The organism is Leifsonia sp. PARNA 1/14 (genome assembly GCF_055720965.1).
Map to the genome: position 1 here is coordinate 80,769 of NZ_JBVQSP010000005.1, position 22,187 is coordinate 102,955.

Below are 22,187 nucleotides of genomic sequence, written 5' to 3' on the forward strand. Positions count from 1 at the left end.
CCTAGGCTTCCGACGCGCCCAGCGACGCCGAGAGCGCGTCGAGACGCGCGATCGACTCGGTCTTGCCGAGGATCTCCATCGACTCGAAGAGCGGAGGCGAGACCCGGCGGCCCGACACGGCCACGCGCAACGGGCCGAAGGCGACCCGTGGCTTCAGCCCGAGGGCCTCCACCAGCGCGTCGCGCAGAGCGGCCTCGATCGCGTCGTGCGTCCACTCGGCTTCACCCACGACCTCCAGGGCGCCGATCGACGCCGCGAGCACCTCGCCCGCGTTGTCGGGCAGCGATGCCCGCGCGTCGTCCTCGATGGTGAGTGACGCGGAGTCGGTGAACAGGAAGCCCAGCATCCCCGGCGTCTCGCCCAGCAGCTGTACGCGCTCCTGAACCAGCGGCGCGGCCTGCGCGAGCACCGCGCGCTGCGCGTCGGTGATCGGCTCGGCGAGCACACCGGCGGCGACGAGATACGGGATGGTGCGCTCGGCGAAGTCGCCGACCTCCAACAGCCGGATGTGGTCGCCGTTGATGGACTCGGCCTTCTTCTGGTCGAATCGTGCCGGGTTGGGGTTCACGTCGGCGACGTCGAACGCGGCGACCAGCTCGTCGATCGAGAAGACGTCGCGGTCATGGCTCAGCGACCAGCCGAGCAGCGCCAGGTAATTGACGAGCCCCTCCGGGATGAAGCCGCGGTCGCGGTGATGGAAGAGGTTCGACTCGGGGTCGCGCTTGGACAGCTTCTTGTTGCCCTCGCCCATCACGTACGGGAGGTGGCCGAACCGCGGGACGAAGGTCGTCACGCCTGCGTCGATCAGCGCGTGGTACAGCGCGATCTGGCGCGGGGTCGACGAAAGCAGGTCCTCGCCGCGCAGCACGTGCGTGACGCCCATGAGCGCGTCGTCGACCGGGTTGACGAAGGTGTAGAGCGGGTGGCCGTTGGGGCGGACCACGACGAAGTCGCTGAACGAACCGGCCGGGAAGGTGATCTCGCCGCGGACGAGGTCGTCGAAGCTCAGGTCGGTGTCGGGCACCCGCAGCCGCAGCGCGGGCTCGCGACCCTGCGCGCGGTAGGCGGCCTTCTGGTCGTCGGTGAGGTCGCGCTCGAAGTTGTCGTAACCGAGCTTCGGGTCGCGGCCGAGCGAGACGTTGCGCGCCTCGATCTCCTCGCCGGTGGCGAAGCTCTCGTAGACGTGGCCCGAGGCCTTGAGCCGCTCGATGAGGTCGCGGTAGATGTCGTACCGCTGCGACTGCCGGTACGGGCCGTCCGGGCCGCCGACGTCGATCCCCTCGTCCCAGTCGAGGCGCAGCCAGCGCAGCGCGTCGAGGATCATCGCGTAGCTCTCTTCGCTGTCGCGGGCCGCGTCGGTGTCCTCGATGCGGAAGATGAGCTTGCCGCCGGTGTGCCGCGCGTAGGCCCAGTTGAACAGGGCGGTGCGGATCAGGCCGACGTGCGGCGTTCCGGTGGGCGACGGGCAGAACCGCACGCGCACGTCGGCGCCGGTCGCGGTCGAGAAGGGGTGCGAATCGTTGTCAGACATACCCTTGGAATCCTACTTGGGAGCGCGCACCGGATTCACCAGCGAGCCGACGCCGTCGACCTCCACCTCGACGGTGTCGCCCGGCTTCATCGGGCCGATGCCGGACGGGGTGCCGGTGAGGATGACGTCGCCGGGCAGCAGCGTGAACACGCTCGACGCGTACGCGATGATCGACGGGATGTCATGCACCATGTCGCTGATCGGGGCCTCCTGCTTCAGCTCGCCGTTGAGGCGGGTGCGCAGCACGGCACCGGCGGGAAGGTCGGTCTCGATGACGGGGCCGAGCGGGCAGAAGGTGTCGAAGCCCTTCGCGCGCGTCCACTGCCCGTCCTTCTGCTGGAGGTCGCGCGCCGTGACGTCGTTGGCGACTGTGTAGCCGAAGATGTGCCTGGCCGCGTCGGCCTCAGACACGTTGCGCGCGATCGTGCCGATGACGACCGCCAGCTCGCCTTCGAAGTCGACGCGCTCGGACTGCGGCGGCACGATGATCGGGTCGCCGAGGCCGATCACGGAGGTGTTGGGCTTGAGGAAGAGCAGCGGCTCCTCTGGTGCGTCCCCGCCCATCTCGGCCGCGTGCTCGCGATAGTTCTTGCCCACCGCGACGACCTTCGACCGGGGGATCACCGGCGCCAGGAGCGCCCCCACCTTGCCGAGCGGCACGCGCTCCCCCGTGGTGTCGAACCCGGTGAACATCGGGTCGCCGGCGAGCACGACCAGTGCGTCGTCGTCGACGATCCCGTAATCGATCTTCCCGTCGTGGCTGAATCGTGCGATCTTCACGCGTTCGAGCCTAGCGCCGCGACGATGCGAGCGATGGCCGGAGTCGGGACGCCCCGCCGGGCCCCGACTCGCAGCAGGGCGCCACCCAGTGCGTCGAGCTCGCTCGGCCGGTCGGCGGCCAGATCCTCCTGCAGGGAGGTGCGCAGGCCTCCCGGCACGCTGTGCAGCGCACGCACGAGGTCGAGGGCCGAGGTCGGCACGCCCTCCGCGGCGGAGCACGCGACGATCTCCGAGACGACCGCCTCCGTCAGCTCCGGGTCCTCGCTCAGCGCGGGTCCGGCCGACTGCCGCCAGTAGGAGGTCAGCAGCGCGAGCGCGGAGAGCAGCCGGAACTTCGCCCACAGCACCTCGGCCTCCGTGCCGCCCGTGCGCACGCGGGGCCCCGCCTCGGCGAGGGCACGGACGATGGCGAAGTCGCCGGCGGCATCCGGCACCTCGATGTTCAGGAACGGACTGCGGTGGTCGATGACAGTGCGGGAGGCGCGCAGGGCCGAGACCGTGACGGAGCCGCCGGCGACGAGCGCGTCCGGCAACGCGGCCCGCAGTGACGCCATGTGCTCGACGCCGTTGAGGACGGACAGCACCTCGGCGGGCCGCGACGCGACGATTCCCGGGAGGACGTCGTCGAGTCCGTAGGCCTTCGTGGCCACGATCACGCTCGCACCTTCGGGCACCTCGGTGGAGGCGCCCACTCGCTCGACGACGCCGCGCTCGACGCCCTCGCCGAACGTGGCGCTCCGCACCTCGATGCCATCGGCCCGGATGGCCTCCACCGTCGGCGCCCTGCCGACCGCTACCACGTCGTGGCCCGCGCGGCTCAGCAGCCAGGCGAGCAGACCTCCCACAGCACCGGGGCCGACGACGGCGAAGACGGGCTCAGCAGCGCTCATGGCTCGATCGTAGCCAGCGATCAGAGCCCGGACAGCCCCCAAGGGGCGCCGTCGAGGGCGAGGAGCGCGTCTGCGGTCGCGGCGATCGCGGGCACCGCGTCGGAGCCGGAGGCGGCGACCAGGTTGATGGTGCGGTGGTCGCGATTCGTCGTCGGCCTGAGTACCACCCCGGGTACCGAGCCCGCCGACCCGACCGCGAGGGCAGGCAGGAGGGCGACTCCGACGCCCTCGGCGACCATCCGCAGCACCGCGATGAAGTTGTCGGTCTCGTAGGCGATTCGCGGCGCGTACCCGGACGCGTCCGTCAGCTCCAGGAGGTGACCGCGGCAGCGCGGGCAGCCGCCGATCCAGGAGGCTGCAGCCAGCCCGGCGAGGTCGACGCGCTCGGCCTCGGCGAGCGGATGACCGGCCGGGAGCGCGACGAGCATCTCGTCCTTCCAGAGCGGCACGACGGCCAGGCCTCTGGTGCTCTCGCGGTGGGGGTCGGCGCGATCGCCGGGGTAGCTGAACGTGATCGCCAGGTCGGCGGTCTGCGAGCGCACCGCGGCGACGGCTTCGGGAGGCTCGGCCTCCAGATACGTGATGCGCACGCCCGGATGCTCGCCTTCCATCGTGCTGAGCAGCCGCGGGACCAGCGACGACGATACCGACGGGAAGCCCGCGAGCCGCACCCGGCCGGTCCGCAGGCCGCGGAGGTCGGCGAGCTCGCCGGCCGCAGCGTCCAGAGCGGTCGTGACCGCCCGCGCGTGGCGAGCGAGCACCCGCCCCGCCTCGGTGAGACGCACGCCACGGCCGGCGCGGGCGACCAGCGGCATCCCGATCCGGCCCTCCAGCCGGCGCAGGTGCTGGCTGATCGCCGGCTGGCTGTAGCCGAGCGATTCGGCCGCGCGCGTGATGGAGCCGAGGTCGGCGATGGCGCGCACGACGCGGAGGCTGTGGGAGTCGAGGTCGTCGAGCAGCATGTCGGAAATCATAACCGGAGTGCATGTATTCGATTCAATACCTGTGCTGGTGTGATGTATCCGCCTTCCCGCAGGCTGAGGACATGCTCGAACCCTCCAGCCGACCGGCCGCCGCCGCCGCTTCGCCCGCGTTCGGCGACGCGTTCGCTGCGGGGCCCGGTTATCTCGCCGCCTGCACCCAGGGGCTCCCGACTCGTGCGACCGTGGATGCGACGCGCGACGACCTGGAGCGCTGGGCGCGGGGCGACGCCTCCCCCGGCGACTACGACGCGGCCATCGCACGGTCGCGCGCCGCGTTCGCACGGATCGCCGGCGTCGACACGGACGACGTCGCCATCGGCTCCCAGGTCTCGGTGCTCGCCTCTCTGGTGGCGGCGTCCGCGCCCGACGGTGCGGAAGTGGTCTGCGCAGAGGGCGATTTCGCATCCGTCGTCGCGCCCTTCCACGCGCAGGCGCACCGGGGCGTACGCGTCAGGGAGGTGCCGCTCGCCGGGCTCGCCGAGGCCGTCGACGACCGCACCTGGCTGGTCGCCTTCTCGCTCGTGCAGTCGGCGACGGGCGAGCATGCGGACGCCGACGGGCTCCTCGCAGCGTGCGCACGCACCGGCACGCTGAGTCTCGCCGATCTCACGCAAGCGCTCGGCTGGCTCCCGGTCGACGCCTCCCGCTTCGACCTCACCGTCACCCACGCCTACAAGTGGCTGTGCGCTCCGCGCGGCAGCGCGTTCCTCACCGTGCGTCCAAGGGTGCGCGACACCCTGAACCCGGTGCACGCGGGCTGGTTCGCCGGCGAGGATCCCTGGACCTCGTGCTACGGGCCGCTCACCGCGCCTGCGGCGTCCGCGCGCCGGTTCGACGTCTCCCCCGCATGGCCGGTCTGGCCGGGCACCGCGGCGGCGCTGGAGTTCTTCGCGTCGCTCGATCCGCGCGACGTGCACGCGCACGCCTCCGGGCTGGGCGACCGGCTCTCGGAGGCGCTCGGCCTGACGGACGGGCTCGGCGCGCCGGTGCGCGGTCGCGCGATCGTCACCTGGCCCGACCCGGACGGCGCCGACCTCGCCGCACTGACGGCCGCCGGCCTCCGCGCTTCCGGCCGAGCCGGCCGCGCCCGCGTCGCCTTCCACCTCTGGAACACGCTCGACGACGTCGACCGCGTCCTCGCCGCCCTCCCCTGCTGATCTTCAACGCGCGAAGGGCACGTCGTTGTCACTTTTCGGGGTGAAAAGCGACAACGACGTGCCCCTCGGCAGACGCGTCAGGCGTCGAGTCGGAACATCCAGTTGTGGCGGTCGCGCTCGCGGCCGTACTGGATATCGGTCAGCTCTTTGCGCAGCGACATCGTCAGCTCGCCGGGAGGGGCGGTGATGTCGCCGACGGTGAACGTGTCGGACTTCAGCTCGCCGATCGGCGTGATGACCGCGGCGGTTCCACACGCGAACACCTCGACGATGTCGCCGGACTCCACGCCGTCGCGCCACTCGTCGATCGTCACGCGTCGACGCTCCACTGTGTGGCCACGGTCGCGCGCGAGCTGCAGCACCGAGTCGAGCGTGATGCCCTCGAGGATGCTGTCCGAGTCGGGCGTGACGATCGTTCCGTCCTTGTACACGAGCACGACGTTCATGCCGCCGAGCTCTTCGATGTACTTACCCTCCACCGAGTCGAGGAAGAGCACCTGCGCACAGCCGTGCTCGTAAGCCTCCGCCTGCGGCAGCAGGCTCGACGCGTAGTTGCCTCCGGTCTTGGCCGCTCCCGTGCCGCCCTTGCCCGCACGCGACCAGTGGTCCGACAGCCAGATGGACACCGGCGCCACCCCGCTCGGGAAGTAGGCTCCCGCCGGACTGGCGATCAGGTAGAAGGCCACCTTGTTGGCCGGGCGCACGCCGAGGAACGCCTCCTTGGCGAACATGAACGGCCGTAGGTAGAGGCTGGTCTCTTCGCGGTCGGGCACCCAGTCGCCGTCCACCGCCGCAAGCTGCTTGAGGGCGTCGAGGAAGTGCTCGACGGGCAGCTCGGGGAGCGCCAGCCGGTATGCCGAGCGCTGCATGCGCGCGGCGTTGGCCTCCGGGCGGAAGCTCCAGATGGAGCCGTCCGCGTGCCGGTACGCCTTGAGGCCCTCGAAGATCTCCTGCGCGTAGTGCAGCACGGCCGCCGACGGGTCGAGCTGGATCGGCCCGTACGGGGAGACCCGCGGGCGATGCCAGCCTCCCTTGGCCGACCAGCACAGGTCGACCATGTGGTCGGTGAAGTAGTTGCCGAATCCGGGGTTCGCCAGGATCTCTTCACGTTCGGCCGCGCTGCGTGCCGACTCGTTGCGAGTGACGTTCCAGAGGAGCCCTGCGGTCTCGGAGGGGCCGGAAGTGAGGTTGATGCTGGTGGAGGTCATGGAGTGTCCTTTGCTGCGATGCGTCAATTCTGCGCCACGCGGGCCGCGATCGCGTCGCCGATCTCGGAGGTCGTGCGCGCGTCGCCACTGCGGGCGGCCAGGTCGGACGTCACCGCCTGCTCGACACGCTTCGCGAGCTCCCCGGCGCCGAGGTGGCGGAGGAGGAGCGCGACGGAGAGGATCGCGGCGGTGGGGTCGGCCTTCTGCTGTCCGGCGATGTCGGGAGCCGATCCGTGAACCGGTTCGAACATGCTCGGGAATTCGCCCGCGGGGTTGATGTTGCCCGAGGCGGCGAGTCCGATGCCGCCGCTGATCGCGGCCGCGAGGTCGGTGAGGATGTCGCCGAAGAGGTTGTCCGTGACGATCACGTCGAATCTAGCAGGATCCGTGACCAGGAAGATCGTCGCCGCGTCGACATGGAGGTAGTCGACGGCCACGTCGGGGTGCTCGGCGGCGACCGCGTCGACGATGCGCTTCCAGAGGCCTCCCGCGAAGGTCAGCACGTTGGTCTTGTGCACGAGGGTCAGCTTCTTGCGGCGCTGCTCGGCCTGCTCGAACGCGTAGCGCACCACGCGCTCCACGCCGTAGGCCGTGTTGACGGAGACCTCGTTGGCGATCTCGTGCGGCGTGCCCTGCCGGATGGCGCCGCCGTTGCCGACGTACGGGCCCTCCGTGCCCTCGCGCACCACGACGAAGTCGACCTGCCCCGGGTCGGCGAGCGGGCTCGCGATGCCGGGGAAGAGCGTGGTCGGCCGGAGGTTGACGTAGTGGTCGAGCGAGAAACGCAGCTTCAGGAGCAGCCCGCGCTCGATGTTGGCGCCCGCGAGGCGCGGGTCGCCGGGCTTGCCGCCGACCGCGCCGAGCAGGATGGCGTCGTGACCCGCGATGGCGGCCAGGTCGTCGTCGGTGAGCACGTCGCCGGTCGCCAGGTAGCGGTCGGCGCCGAGGGAGAAGTGCGTCTTCTCGAACGCGAGGTCGCTGCCGTCGGTCACCGTATCGAGCACCTTGACCGCCTCCGCGATCACCTCCGGACCGATTCCGTCCCCGGGGATGACGGCGAGTTGGACGGTTGTGCTCATGACACTCCTGCACTGATCGGTGGGCGGACGGTTCACCTAACCCTATCGCCGCCGCCCGGCGCGCAACGGCGGGCTCAGCCGCGCGCGCGGCGGAGGGTGAGGACGGCGAGCACCGCCGCGGTCAGCATCAGGGCGACGCCGATGGAGGCGGTGAGCCCGATCCCGCTGTCGAACGCGTGCCGCGCCGACGCCAGCAGTTCGGCGGACGCCCGGGCAGGGAGGCCCTCGGCGACCGTGACCGCTCCGCCGAGCGTGTCGGCCGCCGCCGTCGCATCCGCCGGGCTGAGCCCCGTCGGGAGAACGATCGCGGAGCGGTAGGACGCGATGATGATGCTGCCGAGCGTGGCCGTGCCGAGCACGGCGCCGAGCTCGTACGCAGTCTCTGACACCGCGGAGGCCGCGCCCGCTTTGTCGGACGGCGCCGTGGAGATGATGAGCTCGTTCGACACCGTCTCCGCGGCGCCGATGCCTGCACCGAGGAGCACGAAGGCCGCCAGCAGGACGCCCCACGAGGCGTCGCCGCCGGTCAGCGCGACCAGCAGGTAGCCGGTCGCGGAGACGCACAGGCCGCCGGCGATGACGAAGCCGGGCGCGAGCCTCCGGGCCATCGGCACCACGACCAGACCCGAGACGATCATGGTGGCGAGCCCGGGCAGCAGCACCATCCCGGCCTGCACCGGCGGCATCCCGAGCACGAGCTGGAGGTGCTGCGAGACGAAGAACAGGAAGCCGACCAAGGCGATCACGCTCAGCAGGTTGATCAGCACCGCACCGCTGAACGCGGCACGGCGGAACAGCCGCATGTCGAGCATCGGGATCGGCCGCCGGAGCTGCCGCATCACGAACAGCACGCCGGCCGCAACGCCGACGGCCACCGCCAACACCGGCACGATCGCGAGACCGTGCACGGCGAACTCCTTGATGCCGTACACGATCGGCGCCATCGTCAGCAGCGAGAGCAGGATCGACAGCACGTCGACGGGGCCCGGGTTCGGATCGCGCGACTCCCGCACCAGCAGAGGTGTGAACACCAGCAGCGGGATCAGGACGGGCACGGCCAGCAGGAACACCGACCCCCACCAGAAGTGCTCGATCAGGAGGCCGCCCACGATCGGGCCGAGCGCCGACCCGGCGGCGAACCCCGCGGCCCAGATCGCGATGGCGAGGCGGCGCTGCTCGCGGTCCTGGAACACGCTGCGCAGCAGCGACAGCGTCGACGGCATGAGCATGGCGCCGAAGAAGCCGAGGGCCGCGCGCGACGCGATCAGCAGCTCGGCGGTCGGCGCGAACGCCGCGGCCGCCGAGACGGCGGCGAAGCCCGTCGCTCCGATGAGCAGCACGCGCCGTCGGCCGATGCGGTCGCCGAGGCTGCCCATGGCGACCAGGAGGCCGGCGAGCACGAGCGGGTAGACGTCGACGATCCAGAGCATCTGCGTGGCGGACGGCCGCAGCGCTTCGGTGATCGCCGGCAGCGCGAACCCGAGGACGGTGTTGTCGACCGAGACCAGCAGCACCGGCAGCATGAGCACGACCAGCGCAACCCAGGCGCGGGCGCCGCCGCGGGCCGGAGCCGGAGCGGAGACGGACGCGGTCGCGGGGCGGACGGTCGAAGACACGTATCTACTGTACCGTCCGGACGGTACAGTATTCAAGGTCGGGAGCAACGGCGGCTAGCATGGCCCCATGCCCTCCCCCGTCGCTCCCGCCGCCGCAGCGACGCCCGCCGCTCCGGCCCGCTCGGCGCGCGACCGCATCCTCGACGCCTTCGAGGACCTCCTCGCCGAGCACAGCGAGCGGGCGGCCACACTGGAGGCGGTCGCCGCCCGCGCCGGCGTCTCCAAGGGCGGACTGCTCTACCACTTCGCCTCCAAGGACGCCTTGGTCGACGGCGTCCTGGAGCGCTTCGCCGCCGACCTCGAACAGGACGTCGAGCACATGCGCGCCGCGCCCGACGGCCCGGTCTCGTACTTCCTGCGCACCTCCATCCCCTCCGACAACCGCCTCGAGCGCGTCATCGTCGCCATCGCCCGGCTCGCGCAGGCGTCGGACGCCCGGGCGAGCGACGCCCTCGCCGACGCCCAGCGGCTCTGGCTCAGCGAACTGGAGGCCGTCGTCGGCGACCGGATGGTCGCACGCACGATCATGCTGATCGGCGACGGGATGTACTACAACAGCGCTCTGCTCCCCGCGGCCAACGCGGTCCTCCGCGACGAGACCGATGTAGAGCAACTCATCGCGCTGGTCGAGCGCCTGTCCGCCCGCGACTGAGCGGTCACGCCGGCCCGGCGTCACACCGGCCCGTTGTCACACCGGCCCGGTGTCCCAGGGCCCGGCCTCCAGCAGCCGCTGCAGGGATCGCCGGGTGCGGTCGTCGTCCGATGCGGCGATCGCCCGACGCAGCTCCTCCGCCGCCGCGGCGGTGGCCCCCGCGAGCCGGAGCAGTTCGGCGCGGGCGGCGTGCGCACGGGGCGCAAGCGGCCCCGCGAACAACTCGGGTTCGGCATCCAGCCCGGCGAGCGCGACCTCGGGACCCCCGTCGGGGCTGTGGCCCAGCGCGACCAGCCGGCCGAGACGTGCGGCGGTGCTCGGCCACACCCGCACCAGCCCGTCGTAGAGGCGCACGATCGCCGGCCAGTTCGTGGCCTCCCACGACGGCGAGATGGCGTGCACTCCTGCAATGGCCGCCTGCAGCGCGTACCGGCCGTCGCCGTTCGCGGCGCCACAGTTCAGGGCCTCGGTGGCGAGACCCTCGCCCTCGTCGATGAGCGCGGCGTCCCAGCGCGAGCGGTCGGCCTCCCGGAGCGTTGCGAACTCATCGTCGGACGTCAGCCGGGTGGGCTCGCGGGCCTCCGTGAGCAGCAGCAGGGCCAGCAGGCCCGCGCTCTCCGGGTCGCCGGCCACCCGGTGCGCGTCGCGGGCGAGCGCGATCGCGTCGCCGCGCAACCGGTCGTCCGCGGCCGCGTGACCCGCTGTGTAGAGGAGGTAGATGGTCGTGAGGGCGTCCGGCATCCGCGCCGCTACCAGCGCGGGGTTCTCCAGCGAGAAGCGGATGCCGGAGTCGTGGATGCGCTTCTTGGCGCGCGTCAGGCGGGCGGCCATCGTCGGCTCGGAGACGAGGAAGGCCTCCGCGATGCGCGCGGTCGGCACACCGCAGACGTGCCGCAGCGCGAGCTCGACCCGGGCCTCCTGCGCCAGATCGGGGTGCGCGAGCAGCAGAATGAGCTCGAGGCGCTCATCTCCGGTGAACACCGACGCACCTCCCTCCACCTCGTCGTCGACGGCGGCCCGCTCGGCGATGGCGAGCTGCGCGGCGAGCATCGGAGCCATCCGCGACGACGTGCGCTCGCGGCGCTTCGCGTCGACAGCGACCCGCCGGGCGACGGTCGTGATCCAGGCGGCCGGGTTGGCCGGCTCGCGCCCGCGCGCGGCCTCCCCGAGCGCACGGGCGAACGCCTCCTGCACCGCGTCCTCCGCGAGCAGGAGGTCGCCCGTCGTGCGAGCGACCGCGCCGAGGATCAGCGCGGCGTCGTCGCGATACGCGCGTTCGATCCGCTCGGGCGCCGTCATCCGCTGCCGGCCGCCACCGCCGTGACCCGGCCCTCAGCGTGCCAGGTCGAGCACCAGCACCGGGTAGAGCTCGACCCAGCCGCCGGTCGGCACCAGCGCGGCCAGCTGACGCGCCTGCTCGGGATTCGACGCGGTGAAGCTGTAGAAGCCGGTGATGACTTCGCGGGTCTCGCTGAAGGGGCCGTCGGTGATCAGCGGGTCGCCACCGGGCCGCGGGGTGATCTTCGTCGCCTTCGCGATGGGCTGGAGGGCGCTCGTGGCGACGATGCGCTCACCGGCTGCGACGACCGCGTCCTGGAACGCCTGGTGGCCGGACATGGCCTCCCGCCACTCGTCGGGCGTCATGGAGTCCGGATCCCAGTCCGGTTCGTGGATGAGCAGGACGTATTCGTCGGACATGCTGGTCTCCTCACTTCGATGGGGCGTCGGTCCGGGAGGATCGACACCCCTACGACGCAAGTCAACCGCCGAAATCGACAGCGCGCGACAGAGAGATTCGCCGAGGCCGTGCTCAGGCCTCGGTGATGTCGATCTCCTGCAGGAGGTCGGCGTCGATCGCGACGCGCACCTTCTCGAGCAGGCCCTCCGGGACGCGCGAGTCGACCGTCAAGACGCTGAGAGCTTTGCCGCCGGCGGAGGTGCGGGCGATCTGCATGCCCGCGATGTTGATCTTGGCCTCGCCGAACTCGTGACCGTAGACCGCGACGATGCCGGGGCGGTCGTCGTAGACCATGACGATCAGGTGCTCGGCGATCGGCACCTCCACGTCGTAACCGTTGATCTCGACGACCTTCTCGATCTGCTTCGTGCCGGTGAGCGTGCCGGACACCGACACCTGCGAGCCGTCACTCAGAGCGCCGCGCAGCGTGATCAGGTTGCGGTACTCCTCGCTCACCGAGTCGGTGATGAGCCGCACCTCGATACCGCGCTGCTCGGCGAGGAGCGGAGCGTTCACGTACGACACCGTCTCGCTCACGATGTTGGTGAAGATGCCCTTGAGCGCCGCGAGCTTGAGCACGCTGACGTCGTAGTCGACGAGCTCGCCGCGCACCTCCACGTCGATGCTGGTGAGCGGGCTGTGCGCCAGTCCGGAGAAGACCTGACCGAGCTTCTCGACGAGCGGGATGCCGGGACGCACGTACGGGTCGATGACGCCGCCCGCGACGTTGACCGCGTCGGGGACGAGCTCGCCGGAGAGCGCCAGGCGCACCGACCTGGCGACCGAGACACCGGCCTTCTCCTGCGCCTCGTCGGTCGACGCGCCCAGGTGCGGCGTGACGACGACGTTCTCGAGCGCGAGGAGCGGCGAGTCGGTGGGGGGTTCGCTGACGAAGACGTCGAGTCCGGCGCCGGCGATGCTGTGGGTGCTGAGCGCGCGGTAGAGCGCGTCCTCGTCGATCAGGCCGCCGCGGGCGACGTTCACGACGAACGCCGTCGGCTTCATCTGCGCGAGCTGGTCGTCGGAGATCATCCCGGTCGTCTCCGGGGTCTTCGGCATGTGGATGGTGATGAAGTCGGCGTCGGTGAGCAGCTCGTCGAGGCTGACCAGCTGTACGCCGAGCTGCTGCGCGCGGGCGCTCGTGACGTAGGGGTCGTACGCGATCACCTTGGTGCCGAACGCCTGCAGGCGCGCCGTGATGAGCGCGCCGATGCGGCCGAGACCGATGATGCCGACGGTCTTCTCGTAGAGCTCGACACCTGTGTACTTCGAGCGCTTCCACTGGCCCTGTGCGAGCGCGTTGTGCGCGGCGGGGATGTGGCGGGCGAGGCTCAGGATGTGGCCGACCGTGAGCTCGGCGGCCGAGATGATGTTGGAGGTCGGCGCGTTGACGACCATGACGCCCGCATTCGTGGCGGTCTTGATGTCCACGTTGTCGAGTCCGACACCCGCCCGTGCGATCACCCGCAGCTTCGGGGCCGCGGCGATCACCTCGGCATCGACCTTCGTCGCGGAACGTACGAGGATCGCGTCGGCCTCGGCGACGGCGGAGAGCAGGGACGGCCGATCGGTCCCGTCGACGTCGCGGATGTCGAAGTCCGGCCCGAGGGCGTCGACGGTGGCGGGCGAAAGTTCTTCGGCGATCAGCACGACCGGCTTTGTCACGTGGCAGTTCCTTACAGGGAGGCTGGCTTGGGAGAAGGCGCGCAGCAGTCGGCGGTGCGCGGGTTGCTTAACTCTAGCGGGAGGGCAAGCGCAGCTTTCGCCGCGTTACGACGCCCACCCGTCGCGTGGTCCCCGCGCTGCGGCGACCGCCTCGCGCACGGTGATCGGGTCGGTGATGTCGTAGCTCGCGTCGCCGCCACCCGGTCCGCTCGGCGCCCCGGAGACCGACTGACGCGCCGACAGGTGCACGGCGTCCACGCCCGCAGCGGTCAGCACGGGGATGTCCTGTACCCGCACTCCCCCGCCGGCCATCACCTGGAGGCGCCCATCGACCCGCTGGGCCAGCGCGCGTAGACCGTCGATGCCGTCGATCGTGCGTTCGGCGCCTCCGGAAGTCAGCACGCGGGCGACTCCCAGCTCGGTCAGCGTCTCGGCCGCCGAGGACGGGTCGGCGAGCGTGTCGAAGGCGCGGTGGAAGGTGACGTCGAGCTCGCCCGCCGCTTCGACGAAGCGTGCGACAGCCTCCTGGTCGATGCGCCCCGCTTCGTCGAGGGCTCCGACCACGACACCGCCGGCGCCGGATCGTCGAGCGAAGCGGATGTCGGCGATGGTCGTCTCGAGCTCGTCGGAGTCGTACACGAAGCCGCCGCCGCGCGGGCGAACGAGGACGTGGACGAACCCGGTGCGGCCCGCGTCGACGGCCTCCTCGATGGCGGACGCGACCAGTCCCGCGGACGGCGTGAGGCCGCCGAGTCCCAGCGCCACGCACAGCTCGACCCGGTCGGCGCCCTCCGCGAGTGCGACGCGCACACCCGCGACGTCCTGGACGGCGATCTCGACGGCGGCGCGGTGGAGGGGCATGCCGCCACGATAGCGGCATTCCCGGACGCCGGACGCGGGCGTAGCGTCGGCCCTGAGGGAAGGAGGCCGTCATGCAGGCGACGATGGGAGACCGGATCTGCATCCGCGGCGCGACGGTGGAATCGCCCGACCGTCACGGCGAAGTGCTGGAGGTGCGCGGAGCGGACGGCGCGCCGCCGTACCTCGTCCGGTTCGACGACGGCCACGAGACGCTCGTCTACCCGGGAACCGACGCGGTCATCGAGCACAGCGCGACCTGAGCCGCCGCCGCGCGCGGTCGCGGTGGACGGCGGAGGGGCCGCACCCGTTCGGATGCGACCCCTCTCAGACCGTCGTCAGCCAGTCGGTCGTGATGCGCGGCTGAACGATCAGCGCGCGACCTCGCCGTCGACGTAGTCGTCGTCGTTCGAGGCGTTCCAGGCGAAGAGCTTGCGCAGCTCGCGGCCGGTGGCCTCGATGGGGTGCTGCTCGCCTTTGGCGCGGAGCGCCAGGAACTCGGGCGCGCCCGCGTCCTGGTCGGCGATGAAGCGCTTGGCGAAGGTGCCGTCCTGGATGTCGGAGAGAACGGCCTTCATGTTCTCCTTGACGTGCGGGTCGATCACGCGCGGGCCGGAGACATAGTCGCCGTACTCAGCCGTGTCGGACACGCTCCAGCGCTGCTTGGCGATGCCGCCCTCCCACATGAGGTCGACGATGAGCTTGAGCTCGTGCAGCACCTCGAAGTAGGCGACCTGCGGCTGGTAGCCGGCCTCGGTCAGGGTCTCGAAGCCGTACTGGACGAGCTGCGAGACACCGCCGCAGAGCACGGCCTGCTCGCCGAAGAGGTCGGTCTCGGTCTCTTCGGTGAAGGTGGTCTTGATGCCGCCGGCACGCAGACCGCCGATGCCCTTTGCATAGCTGAGGACGAGCGGCCAGGCGTTTCCGGTCGCGTCCTTCTCGACGGCGACGATCACGGGGACGCCACGGCCGGCCTCGTACTCGCGGCGCACCGTGTGCCCCGGGCCCTTCGGGGCCACCATGATGACGTCGACGCCCTCCGGTGCCTCGATGTAGCCGAAGCGGATGTTGAAGCCGTGGCCGAAGACGAGCGCGTTGCCCTCTTCGAGGTTGGCCTGGATGTCGTCCGCGTAGAGGTTGCGCTGCACCTGGTCGGGCGCCAGGATGACGACGACGTCGGCCCACTTGGCCGCGTCGGCGGCGGAGAGGACGCGGAAGCCCGCCTCCTCGGCCTTGGGCTTGGACTTCGAGCCTTCCTTGAGGCCGATGACGACCTCGACGCCCGAGTCGCGGAGGTTCTGCGCGTGCGCGTGGCCCTGCGAGCCGTAGCCGATGACCGCGACCTTCTTGCCCTGGATGATCGAGAGGTCCGCGTCGTTGTCGTAGTAGATCTCAGCCACTTTGTGGGTTCTCCTTCTTGATGTGGTTCTGGCGCCCGGGAGGTGGGCTTAGTTCTTGAAGACTCGCTCGGTGATGGATTTGCCGCCGCGGCCGATCGCGAGGAGGCCGGACTGGGCCATCTCTTTGATCCCGTACGGCTCCAGCACCTTGAGCAGAGCCTGGGTCTTGCCGCTGTCGCCGGTGACCTCGATCACGAGGGCGTCGGTCGCCACGTCGACGACGCGGGCGCGGAAGAGGTTGACCGCCTCGAGCACCTGGGAGCGCGTCGAGTTGTCGACGCGGACCTTGATGAGGAGGTGCTCGCGCTGAACCGACTGCGCCGGGTCGAGCTCGACGATCTTGATGACGTTGATCAGCTTGTTGAGCTGCTTGGTGACCTGCTCGAGCGGCAGCTCCTCCACGTCGACGACCACGGTGATGCGCGAGAGCCCGTCGACCTCGCTCGTGCCCACCGCGAGCGAGTGGATGTTGAAGCCGCGGCGCGCGAACAGGCCGGCGACCCGGGTCAGCAGACCGGGCTTGTCCTCGACGAGGAGGCTCAGAACGTGACTGCTCATAGGTTCACTCCTCTCCGAAGGCGGGGCTGTGGTCGCGTGCGTACTGCACGTAGCTGTTGCTGACACCCTGCGGGACCATCGGCCACACCATGGCGTCTGCGCTGACGACGAAGTCGATCACGACCGGGCGGTCGTTGGTCTCGAGCGCCAGCTTGATGGCGGCGTCGACCTCTTCTTCTTTCGTGACGCGGATGCCGAGGGCGCCGTACGCCTCGGCGAGCGTCACGAAGTCGGGCACACGCACGGTGTCGTGACCGGTGTTGAGATCGGTGTTGGAGTAGCGGCCGTCGTAGAACAGGGTCTGCCACTGCCGCACCATCCCGAGCGACGAGTTGTTGATGATCGCCACCTTGATCGGGATGTTGTTGATCGTGCAGGTCGCGAGCTCCTGATTCGTCATCTGGAAGCAGCCGTCGCCGTCGATCGCCCACACCACGCGGTCGGGCTGGGCCACCTTGGCGCCCATCGCCGCGGGCACCGAGTAGCCCATCGTGCCTGCGCCACCGGAGTTGAGCCAGGAGTTGGGCCGTTCGTACTTGATGAACTGCGCCGCCCACATCTGGTGCTGCCCGACGCCGGCGGTGTAGACACCCTCCGGTCCGGTCAGCTCGCCGATGCGCTGGATGACGTGCTGCGGCGCGAGGAGGCCGTCGCTGGTCGGGGTGTACCCGAGCGGGAACTCCTCGCGGAGCCCGTTCAGGTAGGTCCACCATTCGACCAGGTCGACCTCCGTACCGCGGGTGGCCTCCTGGAAGGCTGCGGTCAGATCGACGATGACGTCCTTGGCATCGCCGACGATGGGGACGTCGGCGATGCGGATCTTCGAGATCTCGGCAGGGTCGACGTCGACGTGCACGATCTTCGCGTTCGGCGCGAAGAGGGAGGTGTTGCCGGTGACCCGGTCGTCGAAGCGGGCTCCGAGCGACACGATGAGGTCGGCCTCCTGCAGTGCGAGCACCGCCGGGACCGTGCCGTGCATGCCGGGCATGCCGAGGTGCTGCTGATGGGTGTCGGGGAACGCCCCGCGCGCCATCAGCGTGGTCACGACCGGCGCACCGGTGGTCTCGGCGAGCTCGAGGAGCTCCTGCGACGCCTGGGACCGGATAACACCGCCGCCGACATAGAGCACCGGTTTCTTGGCCTCCGTCAGGAGCTGCGCCGCCGCCAGGATCTGCTTGCCGTGCGCTTTGCTGATCGGCCGGTAGCCCGGGAGGTCGATCTTGGGCGGCCACACGAACGGCACCGCGTTCTGCTGGGCGTCCTTGGTGATGTCGACGAGCACCGGGCCGGGGCGACCGGTGCCGGCGATGTGGTAGGCCGCGGCGATGGTCGCCGGGATGTCCTCCGCCTTCTTGACGAGGAACGAGTGCTTGGTGATCGGCATCGTGATGCCGACGATGTCGGCCTCCTGGAACGCGTCGGTTCCCATGAGGGTCGAGAACACCTGACCGGTGATGAACACGACCGGCACGGAATCCATGTGCGCGTCCATGATCGCGGTGACGAGGTTCGTCGCACCGGGGCCGGAGGTCGCCATGGCGACGCCGACCTTGTTGGAGGCCGACGCGTAGCCCTCTGCCGCGTGGCCGCCGCCCTGCTCGTGGCGGACCAGGATGTGGCGGATCACGGAGGAGTCCATTATCGCGTCGTAGATGGGCAGGATTGCACCGCCCGGCAGCCCGAAGACGTCGGTGACGCCCAGGAGCTCGAGGGTACGGACGACCGACTGGGAGCCGGTCAGGGTTTCGGGCGACGCCTTTCCTGGCGTCGCGGAGGGCAACACTGTGCTGGGGGTTGCATCCGGCGTCATGCCTTATCGATCCCTTACGTGCGAATGGTGGATGGAGCTGTGTCGAGGCGAAGGGCTACCCCGTGACCGCGCCCTCCGCAGCGGAGCGCACGAGCTTGGAGTACTTCGCGAGAACGCCACGGGTATAGCGCGGAGGAAGAGGCGCCCAGCCTTCACGGCGGGCGGTCAGCTCTGACTCGTCGACCAGTAGGTCGAGGGAGCGAGCCGCGATATCGACCCGTATCAGATCACCATCGCGCACGAATGCGATGGGACCTGCGTCCACCGCTTCGGGTGCTATGTGGCCGATGCACAGGCCGGTTGTGCCGCCTGAGAATCGTCCGTCCGTCAATAGTAGTACATCCTTGCCAAGCCCCGCGCCCTTGATGGCGGCGGTGATCGCCAGCATCTCGCGCATGCCGGGGCCGCCCTTCGGACCCTCGTAGCGGATGATGACGACGTCGCCCGCATTGATGCGCCCCTCGGTCAGGGCGTCCATCGCCGCACGCTCGCGCTCGAAGACGCGGGCGGGACCCTCGAAGACGTCGGCGTCGAAGCCGGCCGTCTTGACGACGGCGCCCTCCGGAGCGAGCGAGCCCTTGAGGATGGTGAGGCCGCCCGTGGGGTGGATGGGGTTGTCGAGCGACCGCATGACGTTGCCGTCGGGCGCGGGCGGGTTGATCTCGGCGAGGTTCTCGGCCACCGTCTTGCCGGTGACCGTGAGGCAGTCGCCGTGCAGCAGCCCGGCGTCGAGCAGGGCTTTCATGACCACGGGGACGCCGCCGTGACGGTCGACGTCGTTCATGACGTACTTGCCGAACGGCTTGAGGTCGCCGATGTGCGGGACCTTCGAGCCGATGCGGTTGAAGTCGTCGATCGTGAGGTCGACGTCGGCCTCATGCGCGATCGCGAGGAGGTGGAGCACCACGTTGGTGGAGCCTCCGAATGCCATCGCGACGGCGATCGCGTTCTCGAACGCCTTCTTGGTGAGGATGTCGCGCGCGGTGATGCCCTTCTTGAGGAGGTTGACCACGGCCTCGCCGGAGCGGTGCGCGAAGTAGTCGCGACGGCGGTCGGCCGAGGGCGGCGCCGCGGAGCCCGGGAGGCTCATGCCGAGGGCCTCTGCGACGCTGGCCATCGTGTTGGCGGTGTACATGCCGCCGCACGCGCCTTCGCCCGGGGCGATGGCGCACTCGATGCGCTTGAGGTCCTCCTCGCTCATCTTGCCGGCCTTGCACGCGCCGACGGCCTCGAACGAGTCGATGATCGTGACGTCTTTCTCGGTGCCGTCGCTGAGCTTGACCCAGCCGGGGGCGATCGAGCCCGCGTAGAGGAAGACGGCCGCCAGATCGAGCCGGGCCGCTGCCATGAGCATGCCGGGCAGCGACTTGTCGCAGCCGGCGAGCAGCACGGTGCCGTCGAGGCGCTCGGCCATCATGACGGTCTCGACGGAGTCGGCGATGACCTCGCGCGAGACCAGCGAGAAGTGCATGCCCTCGTGGCCCATGGAGATGCCGTCGGAGACCGAGATGGTGCCGAACTGCAGCGGGTAGCCTCCGCCGGAGTGCACGCCCTCTTTCGCGCCCTGCGCGAGGCGGTCGAGCGAGAGGTTGCACGGAGTGATCTCGTTCCACGAGCTCGCGATGCCGATCTGGGGCTTCTCCCAGTCGGCGTCTCCCATGCCCACGGCCCGCAGCATGCCGCGGCTGGTGGTGGCTTCGATCCCGTCCGTGACGACGCGCGAACGCGGTTTCCAATCAATCTCTGGCATGTGACAACTCTAGGACCGTTTGGATGCCCGTTCGTCCATGCGTCGCGGCTGGTGGAGAACGGGCGCGGACGTCACGCTGTGGAGGACTACCGCGTGGCGCCGCGCGCGTCGGCGAGCAGGGTCAGCAGGGTCGCGATCGCGCGCTCGTCGGCGACGCGGAACTGCGCGGCGGTGTCGCCCTCCCCCACCTTCACCCCGAGGTCCCCCGCGTCGGGTCGCAGCACGGCGAAGCCGTCTTCGTCGGTGACGTCGTCGCCCGCGAACAGCACAGCGGTCGCGTGCGTGTAGTCGCGCAGCCGCTGGATGCCGTCGCCCTTGTTCGCGCCGCGCACGGAGAACTCGATGATGTCCTTGCCGTCGCGGATCGTGAGCGAGTCGCTCACCCCGGCCGCGGCCTCGTACGCCCGCGCGACGACGTCGGCGGCCGTGCCGCCCTCCAGCTGCCGGTAGTGAACGCCGAAGCCGACCGGCTTCACCTCGAGTCGCGCGCCGGACGCGCTGTCGACGAGTTCTCCGAGCACGCGCCCGAGCTCCTCGAGCGTCGCGCGCTCGTCGTCGGTCAGGTCGAGCGACACCCCGTCGCGTCCGAAGCGGATCTCGACGCCGTGGGATCCGATGAGCAGCGCGTCGGCATCCGCCTCCGTCACGGCCTCGAGGCTCGACAGGGGCCGGCCCGAAACGTACGCGACCCAGGTGTCGGGCAGCGCTTCGAGGCGATCGAGCGCGGCCTTGGCCTGCGGCAGCGCGCGCGCCGAGGTCGGGACGTCGACGAAGGGGGCGAGCGTCCCGTCGAAGTCGAGAGCCAACAGGAGCCGTTTGGTCCCGGCGAGCTTCGCCACGGCCGTGGCGAGGGCGACGGCGGCCTGAGGCCGTCCGGGTCGGGAGGACGAGGAAGGGTGGTGCGAGGGGGTGCTGTCGGTCATGCGGCTCCCGGGTCAGCGCCGGTTGACCGGCGGGTCCTGCAGGGGGTGGTCTCCGTGCGCGCTCCGCGTGAGCGCGTCGAGGAAGCTGGCGGACCAGCGGGCGACGTCGTTCGTCAGCACCTTCTTGCGCAGAGCGCGCATGCGCCGCACCCGATCGCGCTTCGGCATCGCGATGGCCTGGAGGATCGTGTCCTTCAGCCCTTCGATGTCGTGCGGGTTGATCAGCAGGGCCTGCCGCAGTTCGTCGGAGGCGCCGGCGAACTCGCTGAGCACGAGCACGCCGTCCTCGTCGACACGGGTCGCGACGTACTCCTTGGCGACGAGGTTCATGCCGTCGCGCAATGCGGTCACCAGCATCACGTCGGCCGCCAGGTACAGGGCGACCATCTCCTCCCGCGGGTAGCCGTGGTGGAGGTAGGCGACGGCCGTGTGCCCGAGCGTCGCGTAGTCGCCGTTGATGCGGCCGACCGTGAGCTCGATCTCGTCGCGCAGCTGGCGGTAGGTCTCGACCCGCTCGCGGCTCGGGCTGGCGACCTGCACGAGCGTGACCTTCTCGACGTCGACGCGCTCGTCTTGGAGCAGCTCGCCGAAAGCCTTCAGCCGGTGGCCGATCCCCTTGGTGTAGTCGAGGCGGTCGACGCCGAGCATGATCGTCTCGGGGTTGCCGAGCTCCTCGCGGATCTCCCTGGCGCGCGCCTGGATGTCCGGGCGGCGGGCGAGCGACTGATACTGGTCGGCGTCGATCGAGATCGGGAAGGCACGCGCGAGCACGGTGCGCACCAGGCCGCCGTGCCGGTTGGTGGTCACGTGGCGGTGCGAGCCGGCCTCGGGATCGTCGCTGTCGATCGGCACCTCGATGATCGGCCCACGCGCCTCGTAGCCTTTCAGCCGCCGCACTGCGCGCGAGAAGTTGCCCGCGTCGGCGACGCGCTGGAAGCCGATGACGTCGGCGCCCAGGAGGCCGTCGATGATCTGGCGCCGCCACGGGAGCTGCGAGTAGATGCCGTACGGCGGGAACGGGATGTGGTTGAAGAATCCGATGACCAGGTCGGGTCGGACCTCCCGCAGCATCGCGGGCACCAGCTGCAACTGGTAGTCGTGCACCCACACCACGGCGCCCTGCGCCGCCGCCCCCGCGGCCGCGTCGGCGAACCGGCGGTTGACCCGCACATAGCTCTCCCACCACTCGCGGTGATAGCTCGGCTGGGCGATGACGTCGTGATAGAGCGGCCACAGCGTGTCGTTCGAGAAGCCCTCGTAGTACTCCTGCAGCTCCTGCTCGCTCAGCGCGACCGGGAGGATGTTGATGCCGTCGGCCTCGAAGGGCTCGACCTCCTCGTCGGCGACGCCGGCCCAGCCCACCCAGATGCCGTCCTCGGCGCGCATGACGGGCTGCAGCGCCGCGACGAGACCGCCCGGCGACGGCCGCCAGCTAGCCCGACCGCTCTCGTCCACGATGCGGTCGACCGGGAGCCGGTTGGACACGATCACCAGTTCGTACGTTTCGGTTGTCACTGTTTCGGACGTCGTGCTGATGGTCGGTCAACTCCCCCGGATGCGGTCGGATGCTCGTACCCGCCACAGTACCA

20 protein-coding genes are annotated in these 22,187 nt (G+C 70.3%); 3 read left to right on the top strand and 17 right to left on the bottom strand.

Features of this window, described 5'->3' with window-relative positions:
- Nucleotide 1: 1 nt before the first annotated feature.
- Genes gltX through AC0HS0_RS14075 form a run of 4 tightly spaced genes read right to left on the bottom strand, consistent with a single transcriptional unit; the run spans nt 2 to nt 4,175 of the window.
- The gene (gene gltX / locus AC0HS0_RS14060) at nt 2–1,531 is read right to left on the bottom strand and encodes a glutamate--tRNA ligase (protein ID WP_472964672.1); all 1,530 of its coding nucleotides are present in this window, start codon (nt 1,529–1,531) and stop codon (nt 2–4) included.
- Nucleotides 1,532–1,543: 12 nt separating this feature from the next.
- Nucleotides 1,544–2,311: a fumarylacetoacetate hydrolase family protein gene (locus AC0HS0_RS14065; RefSeq protein ID WP_472964673.1), complete on the bottom strand. Its 768-nt coding sequence runs from the start codon at nt 2,309–2,311 to the stop codon at nt 1,544–1,546.
- Nucleotides 2,308–3,201, bottom strand: coding sequence for a ketopantoate reductase family protein (locus tag AC0HS0_RS14070; protein ID WP_472964674.1), 894 nt, complete (start codon nt 3,199–3,201; stop codon nt 2,308–2,310). The genes AC0HS0_RS14065 and AC0HS0_RS14070 overlap by 4 nt, the downstream gene beginning before the upstream one ends.
- Before the next feature lie 20 nt (nt 3,202–3,221).
- Nucleotides 3,222–4,175 carry a LysR family transcriptional regulator gene (locus AC0HS0_RS14075; RefSeq protein WP_472964675.1) on the bottom strand — a complete coding sequence of 318 codons (954 nt, stop codon included), beginning with the start codon at nt 4,173–4,175 and terminating at the stop codon, nt 3,222–3,224.
- 71 nt (nt 4,176–4,246) lie between these two features.
- On the opposite strand from AC0HS0_RS14075, the gene AC0HS0_RS14080 reads away from it, so the two are divergent.
- The gene (locus AC0HS0_RS14080; RefSeq protein ID WP_472964676.1) at nt 4,247–5,341 is read left to right on the top strand and encodes an aminotransferase class V-fold PLP-dependent enzyme; all 1,095 of its coding nucleotides are present in this window, start codon (nt 4,247–4,249) and stop codon (nt 5,339–5,341) included.
- Between the two features lie 77 nt (nt 5,342–5,418).
- Here the strand turns inward: AC0HS0_RS14080 and AC0HS0_RS14085 are convergent, their stop codons facing one another.
- The 3 genes from AC0HS0_RS14085 to AC0HS0_RS14095 all read right to left on the bottom strand — a co-directional run bounded on the left by AC0HS0_RS14085 (nt 5,419) and on the right by AC0HS0_RS14095 (nt 9,151).
- Nucleotides 5,419–6,549 carry a branched-chain amino acid aminotransferase gene (locus AC0HS0_RS14085; RefSeq protein ID WP_472964677.1) on the bottom strand — a complete coding sequence of 377 codons (1,131 nt, stop codon included), beginning with the start codon at nt 6,547–6,549 and terminating at the stop codon, nt 5,419–5,421.
- A 23-nt stretch (nt 6,550–6,572) separates the two neighbouring features.
- Nucleotides 6,573–7,628, bottom strand: coding sequence for a 3-isopropylmalate dehydrogenase (locus AC0HS0_RS14090; RefSeq protein ID WP_472964678.1), 1,056 nt, complete (start codon nt 7,626–7,628; stop codon nt 6,573–6,575).
- Nucleotides 7,629–7,702: 74 nt separating this feature from the next.
- Complete coding sequence (locus AC0HS0_RS14095) at nt 7,703–9,151, bottom strand: MFS transporter (RefSeq protein WP_472964996.1); 1,449 nt, start codon at nt 9,149–9,151, stop codon at nt 7,703–7,705.
- 160 nt (nt 9,152–9,311) lie between these two features.
- On the opposite strand from AC0HS0_RS14095, the gene AC0HS0_RS14100 reads away from it, so the two are divergent.
- The gene (locus AC0HS0_RS14100) at nt 9,312–9,896 is read left to right on the top strand and encodes a TetR family transcriptional regulator (protein ID WP_472964679.1); all 585 of its coding nucleotides are present in this window, start codon (nt 9,312–9,314) and stop codon (nt 9,894–9,896) included.
- Between the two features lie 36 nt (nt 9,897–9,932).
- On the opposite strand, the gene AC0HS0_RS14105 is transcribed toward AC0HS0_RS14100, so the two are convergent.
- The 4 genes from AC0HS0_RS14105 to AC0HS0_RS14120 all read right to left on the bottom strand — a co-directional run bounded on the left by AC0HS0_RS14105 (nt 9,933) and on the right by AC0HS0_RS14120 (nt 14,160).
- Complete coding sequence (locus tag AC0HS0_RS14105; protein WP_472964680.1) at nt 9,933–11,195, bottom strand: RNA polymerase sigma factor; 1,263 nt, start codon at nt 11,193–11,195, stop codon at nt 9,933–9,935.
- A gap of 33 nt (nt 11,196–11,228) precedes the next feature.
- Nucleotides 11,229–11,594 carry a YciI family protein gene (locus tag AC0HS0_RS14110; RefSeq protein WP_472964681.1) on the bottom strand — a complete coding sequence of 122 codons (366 nt, stop codon included), beginning with the start codon at nt 11,592–11,594 and terminating at the stop codon, nt 11,229–11,231.
- 112 nt (nt 11,595–11,706) lie between these two features.
- Nucleotides 11,707–13,299, bottom strand: a complete 1,593-nt coding sequence (gene serA / locus AC0HS0_RS14115) for a phosphoglycerate dehydrogenase (RefSeq protein ID WP_472964682.1) — start codon at nt 13,297–13,299, stop codon at nt 11,707–11,709.
- A gap of 105 nt (nt 13,300–13,404) precedes the next feature.
- Nucleotides 13,405–14,160, bottom strand: coding sequence for a copper homeostasis protein CutC (locus AC0HS0_RS14120; protein ID WP_472964683.1), 756 nt, complete (start codon nt 14,158–14,160; stop codon nt 13,405–13,407).
- Nucleotides 14,161–14,231: 71 nt separating this feature from the next.
- On the opposite strand from AC0HS0_RS14120, the gene AC0HS0_RS14125 reads away from it, so the two are divergent.
- Nucleotides 14,232–14,420 (top strand): DUF1918 domain-containing protein, encoded by a 189-nt coding sequence (locus AC0HS0_RS14125; RefSeq protein WP_472964684.1) that lies wholly within the window; start codon nt 14,232–14,234, stop codon nt 14,418–14,420.
- A 108-nt stretch (nt 14,421–14,528) separates the two neighbouring features.
- Here the strand turns inward: AC0HS0_RS14125 and ilvC are convergent, their stop codons facing one another.
- From ilvC to otsA, 6 genes are all read right to left on the bottom strand, one after another.
- Complete coding sequence (gene ilvC, locus AC0HS0_RS14130) at nt 14,529–15,557, bottom strand: ketol-acid reductoisomerase (RefSeq protein WP_472964685.1); 1,029 nt, start codon at nt 15,555–15,557, stop codon at nt 14,529–14,531.
- A gap of 48 nt (nt 15,558–15,605) precedes the next feature.
- Entirely contained in the window at nt 15,606–16,115 is a 510-nt protein-coding gene (gene ilvN / locus AC0HS0_RS14135; protein WP_055919769.1) for an acetolactate synthase small subunit, read from the bottom strand.
- 4 nt (nt 16,116–16,119) lie between these two features.
- Nucleotides 16,120–17,925, bottom strand: coding sequence for an acetolactate synthase large subunit (locus AC0HS0_RS14140; RefSeq protein WP_472964686.1), 1,806 nt, complete (start codon nt 17,923–17,925; stop codon nt 16,120–16,122).
- Between the two features lie 55 nt (nt 17,926–17,980).
- Entirely contained in the window at nt 17,981–19,675 is a 1,695-nt protein-coding gene (gene ilvD, locus AC0HS0_RS14145) for a dihydroxy-acid dehydratase (RefSeq protein WP_472964687.1), read from the bottom strand.
- Between the two features lie 86 nt (nt 19,676–19,761).
- Nucleotides 19,762–20,598, bottom strand: a complete 837-nt coding sequence (gene otsB / locus AC0HS0_RS14150; protein ID WP_472964688.1) for a trehalose-phosphatase — start codon at nt 20,596–20,598, stop codon at nt 19,762–19,764.
- Nucleotides 20,599–20,610: 12 nt separating this feature from the next.
- Nucleotides 20,611–22,083, bottom strand: coding sequence for an alpha,alpha-trehalose-phosphate synthase (UDP-forming) (otsA, locus tag AC0HS0_RS14155; protein WP_472964997.1), 1,473 nt, complete (start codon nt 22,081–22,083; stop codon nt 20,611–20,613).
- Nucleotides 22,084–22,187: the final 104 nt, after the last annotated feature.